The 11,865-nt window shown below is 45.6% G+C and carries 8 protein-coding genes; 3 read left to right on the top strand and 5 right to left on the bottom strand.

What is annotated here, in order from left to right; translation table 11 throughout:
• Positions 1-507 precede the first annotated feature (507 nt).
• Positions 508-1,413, bottom strand: a complete 906-nt coding sequence (locus tag BSQ33_RS12470; RefSeq protein WP_021020752.1) for a hydrogen peroxide-inducible genes activator — start codon at positions 1,411-1,413, stop codon at positions 508-510.
• 192 nt (positions 1,414-1,605) lie between these two features.
• On the opposite strand from BSQ33_RS12470, the gene BSQ33_RS12465 reads away from it, so the two are divergent.
• On the top strand, positions 1,606-2,217 hold the full coding sequence (locus tag BSQ33_RS12465; protein WP_021020751.1) for a peroxiredoxin C: 612 nt from the start codon (positions 1,606-1,608) through the stop codon (positions 2,215-2,217).
• A gap of 115 nt (positions 2,218-2,332) precedes the next feature.
• Here the strand turns inward: BSQ33_RS12465 and phoU are convergent, their stop codons facing one another.
• From phoU to BSQ33_RS12445, 4 genes are read right to left on the bottom strand one after another with little or no spacing between them, the layout of a single operon-like run.
• Entirely contained in the window at positions 2,333-3,046 is a 714-nt protein-coding gene (phoU, locus tag BSQ33_RS12460) for a phosphate signaling complex protein PhoU (protein WP_021020750.1), read from the bottom strand.
• Positions 3,047-3,097: 51 nt separating this feature from the next.
• Positions 3,098-3,913 (bottom strand): phosphate ABC transporter ATP-binding protein PstB, encoded by an 816-nt coding sequence (pstB, locus tag BSQ33_RS12455; protein ID WP_021020749.1) that lies wholly within the window; start codon positions 3,911-3,913, stop codon positions 3,098-3,100.
• On the bottom strand, positions 3,914-5,554 hold the full coding sequence (gene pstA, locus BSQ33_RS12450) for a phosphate ABC transporter permease PstA (RefSeq protein WP_021020748.1): 1,641 nt from the start codon (positions 5,552-5,554) through the stop codon (positions 3,914-3,916).
• 17 nt (positions 5,555-5,571) lie between these two features.
• Positions 5,572-7,761: an ABC transporter permease subunit gene (locus BSQ33_RS12445; protein WP_088134203.1), complete on the bottom strand. Its 2,190-nt coding sequence runs from the start codon at positions 7,759-7,761 to the stop codon at positions 5,572-5,574.
• A gap of 506 nt (positions 7,762-8,267) precedes the next feature.
• Between BSQ33_RS12445 and ppk1 the strand changes: the two genes are divergently transcribed.
• Positions 8,268-10,373 (top strand): polyphosphate kinase 1, encoded by a 2,106-nt coding sequence (ppk1, locus tag BSQ33_RS12440; RefSeq protein ID WP_021020746.1) that lies wholly within the window; start codon positions 8,268-8,270, stop codon positions 10,371-10,373.
• Entirely contained in the window at positions 10,357-11,859 is a 1,503-nt protein-coding gene (gene ppx, locus BSQ33_RS12435; protein ID WP_088134202.1) for an exopolyphosphatase, read from the top strand. Before ppk1 ends, ppx begins: the two co-directional genes overlap by 17 nt.
• The last annotated feature ends 6 nt before the right edge of the window (positions 11,860-11,865 follow it).

Genomic DNA, 11,865 nt, shown 5'->3' with positions numbered 1-11,865 from the left:
TAAAACAACATTTAAATACCATTCAAACAAGACATTTCAACGTTGATATCATCTACCATGTGCCAGAATGATCCAGTTTTCAACCTTTCCCAAGCTAGACATAAGTCTTAACCAAGCTAGGTAAACTCTAGGAAATAAATAGATAAATGAAAAGACGGTTGAACAGCAAAAAACAAAATTCGAAGTTTCATACTGTGGGAAACAGAGAGACAAAAAGTAATTTAATTTCGTAATTAAATTACCTAAATAATGACACACGAAACCCGCTCATAAAAAGCTATATTTTCAATAGTACTTGGTGAGTCATTGATTTGATTACAATTCATTCAACATGTCAGCCACAACCCTCTTGTAGATTTGTGTAAAATTGACATTGTGAATATTTTTGATTTTATGAAAGCTTCAATCGATAGGTGCTGTAAAATTTGACAAAAAATTGCAATCAATCAAGATAAAAAACTGTGAAAATATTTTTCTACAGTATAAATATCTGGTTAAGACCAATTGCTAAAGGAGTTCTGAAACGACTTCAGATAATTGATGAAAAACCTGAGTGCGAGAAGAGCTCGGCCGCCAGACTAAACCAATCAGACGAAATGCACTTTGACCGGGCGGCTCAACAACCACCAGATTCTGGTTATCCAGCAAACCATGCTGAATAGCCATCTGTGGAATAAACGTCGTGCCCAACCCATTCGCGACCATTTGTACGAGCGTGTGCAAACTGGTTGCCATGAAGGGATTAATTTTTTCTTTTTCCGTTAACTGACAAGCTGACACCGCGTGCTCAGTCAAACAGTGTTCGTTCTCTAACAGAAATACAGATTCATCCGGCAAGTCATCATAACGAATCGGTACCGGAATGCGATCCGCCTGACTTTTACTGATAATCATTCGGAAGGGATCTTTACCGACAATTCGGCTTTCCATATTGCCGATATCAACAGGTAAAGCTAAGACCAGTACATCCAGTTCGCCATGGCGCAGGCCTTGCAGCAAATTGGTTGTGGTATCTTCTCGCAATAATAAATGAAGTTTAGGAAAGCGAATATTGACTTCTTGAACCAGATCACCCAAGAGAAACGGAGCAATGGTCGGGATACAGCCGACTCTGAGCTGGCCTTCCATTAAATCGCCCTGACAGAGTTTCCCCATCTCAATCAAATCTTGCCCTTTGGCGAGTAATTCTCGGCCCTGACGAACCACCTGCTCACCAGCATGAGTAAAGACAAGTGGGCTCTTCTTATCCTTTTTCTCATATAAAGGACACCCAATCAGCTCTTCCAGCGTCTGAATACCTTTACTCAGCGTAGACTGACTGACAAAACAACGTTCAGCGGCTTCGCTGAAATGGCGTGTTTCATACAGGGTTACCAAGTAATGAATTTGCTTTAAACTCGGCCATTTATTCATAAAATCATTAATATATGAGTTAAGTCTGTATAAACGCTAGGATATCCTAGTTCATCGCTTTTTTCGATAAACTTAATCTATTTATTTCTCTTTTTCCTATACAAGGATTTGACTATAGTTGATTGGAAACAAACATGGACCGGGCCGTTTTTTAACAGTCTGGAATTTTTCATATTATTAGGAGCAAAAAAAATGGTACTAGTTGGTCGTAAAGCCCCTGATTTTACTGCTGCTGCTGTTTTAGGTAATGGTGAAATTGTTGATGCATTCAACTTTGCAGAGTTTACTAAGGGTAAAAAAGCTGTTGTTTTCTTCTATCCACTAGACTTTACATTCGTTTGCCCATCAGAGTTAATCGCATTTGACAAGCGCTTTGAAGACTTCAAAGCGAAAGGCGTTGAAGTGATCGGTGTATCAATCGACTCTCAATTCTCACACAACGCATGGCGTAATACCCCAGTTGATAAAGGCGGTATCGGTGAAGTGAAATATCCACTGGTCGCTGATGTCAAACATGAAATCGTAAAAGCATACGATGTTGAACATCCAGATGCAGGTGTTGCTTTCCGTGGTTCTTTCCTGATCGATGAAGAAGGTGTTGTTCGTCACCAAGTCGTGAATGATCTGCCACTTGGTCGTAACATCGACGAAATGCTGCGTATGGTTGATGCATTGAACTTCCACCAAAAACACGGTGAAGTTTGCCCGGCACAATGGGAAGAAGGCAAAGCAGGCATGAAAGAATCACCAGACGGTGTTGCCGCTTACCTATCTGAGCACACAACAGATTTAGATAAGAAATAATACAGACTTGCCAGTTCTCAACACTGGTCAATGGTTGGATAATAAATAAAGAATGACTTACCCCAATCATGAAAAAGTAAAGTCGATACAAAACCGGAGCTTTGCTCCGGTTTTTTTATGTGTCGGAATCAGTGTTTAACACGTCATCCAAAGATTGATCGCCCAAATGACGGACATCTTTTCCTTTCACAAAATAGATAATGTATTCACAAATATTCTGACAACGATCACCGACACGTTCAATCGCCCGAGCCGACCACATCACTTGCAGAATATGCGGGATGTTCTTGGTATCTTCCATCATGTAGGTCATCAACTGACGGATAACCGCTTCGTATTCTGAATCAAGCCGATCATCAAGTTTGTGAACCTGAGCCGCAGCCTCAACATCCATACGAGCGAATGCATCGAGCACTTGATGCAACATGGCAATGGCTTGGCGACACAAGGGCTCCAAAGACACCTGAAACCGCTGCTCTTTCGAAGCCGGGCTTTCGATAGCAACGTGAGCCATTCTCGTCGCAACATCACCAATTCGCTCTAAATCAGTGATGGTTTTGATAATGGCAATAATCAAACGCAAATCTTTCGCGGTCGGTTGTCGCTTAGCAATAATCCGGGTACAGGCATCGTCAATAGAGACTTCCATGGCATTGACTTTGTGATCTCCGCGGATCACCTGACGCGCCAGCTCCAGATCTTGCTTATGCAGCGCCTGCATTGCATAGGATAACTGCTGCTCGACCAATCCGCCCATTGTCAGAACATGAGTCCGGATCGCTTCAAGCTCAGCGTTGAACTGTCCGGAAATATGGCGACCAAACTGCATAATGCCTCTCTTCAATTGTATTGTCGTAATAACAGTCGTAACAACAAACCTTTATCCGTAACGTCCCGTAATATAATCTTCGGTCTGTTTTTTCACGGGCGATGTAAAAATAGTATCGGTATCAGCATACTCAACCAACTTCCCCATATGGATAAAGGCCGTATGATCACTGACTCGCGCTGCCTGTTGCATATTATGTGTGACAATCACCACCGTATATTTGGTTTTCAGATCGTTAATCAGCTCTTCGATCGTCAGGGTCGAAATCGGATCAAGCGCTGATGTCGGTTCATCCAGTAACAGAATTTCCGGTTCAATCGCAATTGCCCGGGCAATCACCAAACGCTGCTGTTGCCCACCGGACAAACCGAATGCATTCTCATGTAAACGATGTTTAACTTCTTCCCACAGCGCTGCTGCCCGCAACGAACGCTCGACCGCATCATCCAATATCCGCGCATTGCGCACGCCTTGTAAACGAAGCCCATAAATCACATTTTCATAGATTGATTTCGGGAACGGATTCGGACGCTGAAACACCATCCCCACTCGCCGGCGCAGCGTTGCAACATCCACGGATGGCGCATAAATGTCCTGACCATGCAGGGTCACTTTCCCTTCGACGCGGCAGCCTTCAACCAAATCATTCATTCGGTTCATACAACGCAATAACGTTGACTTACCACAGCCGGAAGGCCCGATAAACGCAGTCACTTGCCCTTTGGGGATCCGCATTGAAATATGGCTGAGCGCGACTGTTCCCTGATAAAACAGACTGAGATCATCAATCTCAATCGCTGTCTGTTTATCACTGAGGTGATTGACATCAATTGATGGCTGGAACCCAAGCGTATGATTCAGCGGCATTTAATCCTGTCCCATTGTTCTGTATTTCTCCCGCAGATTATTCCGGATACTAATAGCTGTCAGATTGAGCGCAACAATCACAGCCACAAGTAAAAATGATGTCGCAAACACCAGCGGACGAGCCGCTTCAATATTGCTGGTCTGGAAACCGACATCATAAATATGAAAACCCAGATGCATAAACTTTCTTTCTAAATGAATAAATGGAAACTCATTATCGACCGGTAAACGAGATGCCATTTTGACCACCCCGACCAACATGAGTGGCGCCACTTCACCAGCCGCTCTGGCAACAGCCAGAATCAACCCAGTAATCATAGCAGGCGTAGCCATCGGTAAAACCACCCGCCAAATCGTTTCAAATTGAGTCGCTCCCAGTGCCAACGACCCATGACGTACCGCGAGTGGAATTCGACTTAACCCTTCCTCCGTCGCAACAATCACAACCGGTAACGTAAGAACGGCCAGCGTCAACGCGGACCATAACAGACCGGGGGTGCCAAACGTCGGTGCCGGTAAACGCTCTGCATAAAAAAGCGAATCGATAGTCCCGCCAATGGTATAAACAAAAAAACCAAGTCCGAAAACACCATAGACAATTGAAGGAACACCAGCCAAATTCATGACCGCGACGCGGATCAAGTGGGTGAATGCATTGTCTCCGGCATATTCATGTAAATAGATCGCAGCAACCACGCCTAGCGGCATCACGATGACAGACATAATAATCACCAGCAAAATGGTGCCGAAGATCGCAGGGAAAACCCCACCTTCTGAATTCGATTCTCTTGGGTTATCGGCAACAAAATGCCATACCTGTTGCGCCCAATGAACCATCTTTTGCGGCAAGGACATATCGTTGGGATACCATATGTTCAAGATCTGGCTGACCGGAATACGAATCTTATCTCCCCGCATATCCACCACCACCAGCGCCTGCATTCTGAGTTGCTCCCGCAGCGTATCCAAAGTCTGAGCAACCGTGGTTAACTGTTGCTCCAGCGCCGATTTTTGCTGTTCATACTGTGCCAGATAAGCGGCATTGATCTGATGGTTCAATTCCCGCTTACGTTTCTCTAGCCGGAGTTTTTCAAGCTGTTGGCTCCAAACCTGCACTTTGTCATGCATCAGGGTTTGAATCTGCTGATGGCGTTGTTCTGCTTCACGCAGTCCGGTCTGTAAAGCAGCATCAATGTTATCCGCCATCACCCCATCAGCAAGCTGATAACCGATTGGTTTGCCAAAAAACTGACCATCCCGTACCCGATCAATGACAGCCCATCCTTGTGGCTTCGAGGGTTCAGAAAGCTGACGCTTGAGAACGGAGATAAAATCTGACGGATAAATATCCCGGTTCGCAACCTTGATATGCAAACGCGTAATTGAGTCCCCTTCTCCCATGGTTTTGGCATTCTTTGATGAGGATAAATGGGAGGCCAATACTTTGTCCTGGTCATACAGCTGACCAATCACACGCTCACCTGACGATGTCTGCCATGATAACAACGGTGTCGGCCAGAAATAGGTTAACCCTTTCCAGCCAATCAGCAGCAATAGCCCTAATACGGCAAGTAAACTGAAACTCACCGCACCACCTGTCAACCATATCCACGGAGAGCCGGATTTGATCCAATTCACCATTTAATCCAGTCCTAACATTACAATGCCCGATACTTTTCTCGCAGACGCAATCGAATCCATTCCGCCAACGCATTCACTAAAAAGGTGAAAACAAACAGCAGCAATGCGCCCAAAAACAACAAGCGATACTGACTACTCCCGACTTCCGCTTCCGGTAATTCCACCGCGATGGTCGCTGCCAGTGTTCGCATTCCTTCAAAAATATTCCAGTCCATAATCGGTGTATTGCCTGTCGCCATTAATACAATCATGGTTTCACCGACTGCGCGTCCGAGCCCCATCATAATTGCTGAAAAAATGCCCGGACTTGCAGTCAGCAATACAACATGAGTCAAGGTCTGCCAAGGCGTCGCGCCCAATGCAAGCGACCCGTCAGAAAGATGTTTCGGCACAGAAAAAATCGCATCTTCCGCGATAGTAAAAATGGTCGGGATCACCGCAAATCCCATGGCAATACCAACCACTAACGCATTGCGCTGATTGAAGTCGATACCATATTGCGCCAGAAACACTCGGATATCGCCATCAAATAACCAAGTCTCAAGGTTAAAGCCGACAGGCAGCATCAGAGCCATGACACCAGCGAGTACCGGCACCAAAAGCGCCGCGTGCCAGCCTCGCTGCACCGTACTGCGCCATCGTTCCGGTGAAAAATGCCAAATCAGTCCGAACCCTATCGTCGATAGCGGCAATAAGATGATCATGACTACCGCGGCGACCAGATGCCGCTCTAAAATCGGCGCCAGCCACAGCCCGGCCAGAAAGCCGATAATAACGGTGGGCAACGCTTCCATCAGTTCGATTGTCGGTTTCACCTTACGCCGCATCTGAGCAGACATAAAATAAGCCGTATAAATCGCCGCGAGAATGGCCATCGGCACAGCAAAAATCATCGCATACAACGCGGCTTTAATCGTGCCAAATGCAATGGGCACCAAACTAAACTTCGGTTCGAAGTTATCTGAAGCCGATGTGGATTGCCAAACATAGTCCGGCTCCGGATAATTTTCATACCATATTTTCTGCCACAGCGCTGAAAATGAGATCTCCGGATATCCGAGATCAACATGAGCCAGAGTCAGACGCCCCTGATGATAAGCCACCAGATATTTTTCATTTTCAGACAACGCCACACTCTCAGGCATTTGATCAAACAGCTTTTGGCTCAGAACAAGCTTATGATTTGTTGCCTGATAATTGCGTACTTGACCGTCACGATGTAATGAGAAAAATCCCTGATGATAAATATCCGCGACAATCAGGCGAGTCTGCTCACCGGTATTGAATGCGCGGATCGGCATAAACTGTCTTTTTTGATCGCGGATGACGTCAAACCATTGGGTGACCATCCCCTGTTGGTCACGCACTAACAATGAGTCGCCACCCGGCAATAAAACCATTTGAGCAATCGTTCGCTGTGTATCGCCCCGGGTTAGGTCAACCACTTCTCTGACTGGGTATGCATGACCGTGACGCTGGGCAATGACAAGATGACTACCTTCACGGATATATAGCGTATGACCATCCGGTGACAATAATAATGCGTCCGCGGCAACCTGCTCAGGAAAGCGAAAAGCGCTTACTTGCTCCGAATGCCGCGAAAAAGATAAAACCGTCAGTGTACCATTTGGGGCAACCAGTGCGATGGTCACTTCCTGAGCAGACACCGTAAACGTCAAGCGCTGAACATGCTCCGGAAGCACAGAACGGAGAGATGAAGGCAATGGTAATTGTTCAAAATTCGGGACGAAAATCTTCTTTCCCCCACGAAACCGATGGGTGAATTGAGGACGACCAATCACCAGTTGTTTATCGGCACCGAATACTGCAAACCAATGTCCGGCGACCGCACTCTGCTTGGGTTCAAACCCGAGTTGCTGCTGCCAGACCGGAGACGACTGTGTTTTTTGAGTCGGCCAGAAGGTCATTTTTCCACGATGATCGAGCATAAAGACATACTGACCATAATCATCGACAGCGAATTGGATTGGAATCTGCTCAGAGTCTGCAACATGAGGATGAGCGGGAGACATTGTAATTTCAGCGCTGGAAAACAAGGGAAATGCCACCCAAATCAGATACACAAAAATTAAGATCAACGCCCCAAGCACACTGACGCCACCAGCACGAACGGTCAAACGAATCAGCCGGTCTTTAATAAGACGCTTTTTATCCGCTGCTTTGAGAGAAAACTGAGGGTATGACATGTTTGTCCTAATGAATCTGACCGATATACCAATGACACAAACAGAGAATAACACCCGTCCTCAGCCTGCAACAGACCCACGAGATCCCGAGCTTTGATATCTCCGACCCATAAGCATATGTCAATGACGTGACATTTATATTACAACAAGCACCAACCACCTGAAATAACAAGTGGCACACGAACTCGATTCTCTACTTGATTTATCAGCATTTTTTCCGGTGTGTTCCACTCGTCCAGATGAGACAAAATTCAACCACGAAAGGTCAACAGCCCCTAGTCTGCTCCACGAATAAGCAAATGTCTTATATACTTTGAAATAAAAATGTAACACAAAACACCTAACTTTCTTTTTTATTACTGATAGTTATATTTGCATTGTATGAGGTGAACGCCATATACAACGCCATTATCTCACTGATGGTCATTTCACAGTGAATTCGTTGCCATGACGGGTTCTCCTGGTACTGAATAGATCGCCCTGAGTTACATGAAAGGTCTGATTGTATGAGTGTTGAGAAGTTATATATTGAAAAAGAATTAAGCTGGTTGTCGTTTAATGAACGGGTGCTTCAAGAAGCTGCGGATAAGTCAGTGCCACTCATTGAACGGATACGTTTTCTAGGCATTTTTTCTAATAATTTAGATGAGTTTTACAAAGTCCGTTTTGCCGATGTAAAACGGCGGATCCTGATTGACCGGGAACACGGCGGCAACAGTTCCTACAAACATCTCCTCTCGAAAATGCAAAGTAAGGCGCTCAAACTCAATCTGGAATTCGAAGAACTGTATAACGATCTGATCAAGGAGATGGCTCGGCGGAGAATCTTTTTAGTCAATGAAACCCAGTTGGACGAGTTTCAGGGGCGATGGGTCAAAAAATATTTTAAAAGTGAAGTTATTCAGCACATTACGCCTTGGCTACTCAATGAAGAAGCCGACATGCTGCAATTTCTTAAAGATGAATATGCTTACATTGCCGTCGAGCTGAACACCGATGAACACTCTCACTATGCGCTGATTGAAATTCCGACCAACCATCTGCCTCGGTTTATCATGGTACCAGAGCAAAAAGGGAAGCAACGTAAAACAATTATGCTGCTGGATAATATTATCCGCTATTGTCTCGATGATATTTTCAGAGGGTTCTTCGAGTATGATCAACTCAATGGTTACGCCATCAAGATGACTCGGGATGCCGAATATGATCTTAGCCATGAGGTAGAACACAGTCTGCTGGAACAGATGTCGGAAGGTCTCAGTCAGCGTTTAACCGCCATGCCGGTGCGCTTTGTCTACGAAAGTACCATGCCGAAAGAGATGTTACATTTTCTGTGCGATAAGCTCAAAATTTCCAATTATGATAGCTTGCTCCCCGGTGGCCGATATCATAACTTCAGAGATTTCATTTCATTTCCGAATGTCGGGCGGAACTACCTGGAAAATAAGCCGCTGCCACCGCTCAAGTGTTCTGACTTTCTCGGTTTCGACAACAGTTTTGATGCGATTAAAGCGCAAGATATTCTGCTGTATTACCCTTATCACACTTTCGAACATATTTCCGAACTAGTCAGGCAAGCCTCATTTGATCCCAAAGTTCTGAGTATCAAAATCAATATTTATCGTGTCGCCAAAGACTCCAAGTTGATGCATTCCCTGATCCATGCCGTGATGAATGGTAAACAAGTGACCGTGGTGGTTGAACTACAAGCCCGCTTCGATGAAGAGGCGAATATCGAATGGTCCAGAATCCTGACTGAAGCCGGTGTGCACGTCATTTTTGGTGTTCCGGGGCTCAAGATCCATTCAAAATTACTTTTGATCAGTCGTAAAGAGGAAGAAGACATTATCCGCTACGCACACATTGGTACCGGTAACTTCCATGAAAAAACCGCTCGGATTTATACCGACTTTTCATTGCTAACCGCTGATCCGGAAATCACCAATGAAGTCCGCAGTGTATTTGACTATATTGAAAATCCATATCGGCCGGTAAAATTCCGCCATCTGATTGTATCGCCCCGGAATTCCCGCTCTCGTCTCAATGAATTATTGGACAATGAAATCGCCAATGCCAAAGCGAATAAGAAAGCCGCCATTACCTTGAAAGTGAATAATCTGGTTGATCGCGAGTTAACGAACAAACTTTATGAAGCCAGTTCTGCCGGAGTTCAGATCAAAATGGTCATCCGTGGCATGTGTTCTCTGGTTCCGGGCATAGAAGGGATCAGCGACAACATCCAGATCATTAGTATCGTAGACCGCTTTTTGGAGCATCCTCGCGTCATCATTACCCACAATGACGGGGATCCGCAGGTGTATATTTCTTCTGCGGACTGGATGACGCGCAACATCGATCACCGGATTGAAGTTGCGACGCCAATTCGTGACAAGCGCCTGAAAAAACGCATTATTGACCTCATCAACATTCACTTTACCGATACGGTTAAAGCTCGCTGGATAGACAAAGAGATGAGTAACCGATATGTTAACCGTGGTAACCGTAAGAAAATACGCTCCCAGATAGCGATTTACGACTATCTGAAAAATGTCGAAAGACAAACACGCAAGCAAAAGGCAATAGAAGTAAAATCCCATGAAAGCACCCAGTGAACCCCGGCACATCGCTGCAATTGATTTAGGTTCCAACAGTTTCCACATGGTGGTCGCACAGGTCATCGATCAGGATCTCCAACTGGTCAGCCGCCATAAACAGCGTGTCCGGCTGGCATCAGGGCTGGATGCCAAGAAGAAACTCGATAACGAAGCGATGGCCCGTGGGCTGGATTGCCTGGCGATGTTCGCTGAACGTATTCAGGGGTTCGCACCGGAAAATGTCCGCATTGCGGCAACCCATACCTTACGCCAAGCAGCCAATGCTCAGAAATTCATTGAATGTGCCCGAACTATTCTGCCCTACCCGATAGAGATCATTCCGGGTATGGAAGAAGGCCGACTCATTTATCTGGGCGTGGCTCATACCCAACCGCAATCAGACTCAATGCTCGTCGTTGATATTGGCGGAGGAAGTACCGAAATGGTGATTGGTCAGGGATTTGAAGCACAACTGGTCAACAGTCTCCAAATGGGCTGTGTCAGTTACAATCAGCGTTTTTTCCCACAAGGTAAACTCTCCAAAAAACGGTTTGCCCAAGCATTCGTTGCCGCACAGCAAAAGCTGGAATCCGTCGCCCGACAGTATCGTAAAAAAGGCTGGCAAGGTGCGTTCGGAGCGTCTGGTACAATCAAAGCAGTCCGGGAAGTGTTGATCGGCATTGGCTATGACGATGGCATCATCACTACCGAGCGATTGGAGACACTGATCGACAAGCTCTGTGAAAAAACCCAGATTGAAGAATTGGATCTCAAGGGCCTCAGTGACGAAAGAAAACCGGTATTTGCCGCAGGCGTTGCGATTCTGTATGCCATTTTAAAAGATCTGAATATCAAAGAGATGCATTTTTCACAAGGTGCCCTCAGAGAAGGTTTGCTGTATGAAATGGAAGAACGCTTTAAATGTTCGGATATTCGCTTGAGAACAACCGAAAGCCTCGCCCAGAAACATCGAGTCGATCTGGAACATGCCGCAAAAATAAAAGGATTGGCTCGGCAGTTTTTTGATCAAATCCATCACGGAGCCAATATATCGGCTCAGCAACACGAACTGGTCGATTTGCTGGAATGGAGTGCTCTGTTACACGAGGTCGGTCTTAGCATCAGCCTGCAAGGGTATCACCGCCATTCGGAGTATATTCTTCGCTATACCAATATGCCGGGATTTAACAGCGAGCAGCAATTGGTCCTCTCTACATTGGCCCGTTTTCAGAGAAAAGCCTTAAAGCTCAATGAAATGCCGGACTTCACGCTCTACAAGAAAAAACAGATCATCCAACTGATCCGCATTCTCAGATTGGCAATTGTTCTTAACGGACAAAGAAGTGATGAATTACTACCGGAGATCTATCTGACAGCAGAGGACAACGTTTGGACACTTTCCAGCCATGATGCCGAATGGTTGGAAAACAACAAACTGCTTCATGCCGATTTACTCAGCGAGCAGCAATACTGGGAAAATATCGGTTGGACATTGATCTTCTAACCATTG

Source organism: Vibrio gazogenes (genome assembly GCF_002196515.1).
Taxonomy (GTDB): domain Bacteria; phylum Pseudomonadota; class Gammaproteobacteria; order Enterobacterales; family Vibrionaceae; genus Vibrio; species Vibrio gazogenes_A.
The sequence above is the reverse complement of the archived record's forward strand: the minus strand, read 5'-3'. Positions and strand labels throughout refer to the sequence as shown.

Excerpts from the sequence above, each read along its gene's own strand:
- BSQ33_RS12470 (WP_021020752.1), bottom strand. The coding sequence starts at position 1,413 with ATGAATAAATGGCCGAGTTTAAAGCAAATTCATTACTTGGTAACCCTG.
- BSQ33_RS12465 (WP_021020751.1), top strand. The coding sequence starts at position 1,606 with ATGGTACTAGTTGGTCGTAAAGCCCCTGATTTTACTGCTGCTGCTGTT.
- phoU (WP_021020750.1), bottom strand. The coding sequence starts at position 3,046 with ATGCAGTTTGGTCGCCATATTTCCGGACAGTTCAACGCTGAGCTTGAA.
- pstB (WP_021020749.1), bottom strand. The coding sequence starts at position 3,913 with ATGCCGCTGAATCATACGCTTGGGTTCCAGCCATCAATTGATGTCAAT.
- pstA (WP_021020748.1), bottom strand. The coding sequence starts at position 5,554 with ATGGTGAATTGGATCAAATCCGGCTCTCCGTGGATATGGTTGACAGGT.
- BSQ33_RS12445 (WP_088134203.1), bottom strand. The coding sequence starts at position 7,761 with ATGTCATACCCTCAGTTTTCTCTCAAAGCAGCGGATAAAAAGCGTCTT.
- ppk1 (WP_021020746.1), top strand. The coding sequence starts at position 8,268 with ATGAGTGTTGAGAAGTTATATATTGAAAAAGAATTAAGCTGGTTGTCG.
- ppx (WP_088134202.1), top strand. The coding sequence starts at position 10,357 with ATGAAAGCACCCAGTGAACCCCGGCACATCGCTGCAATTGATTTAGGT.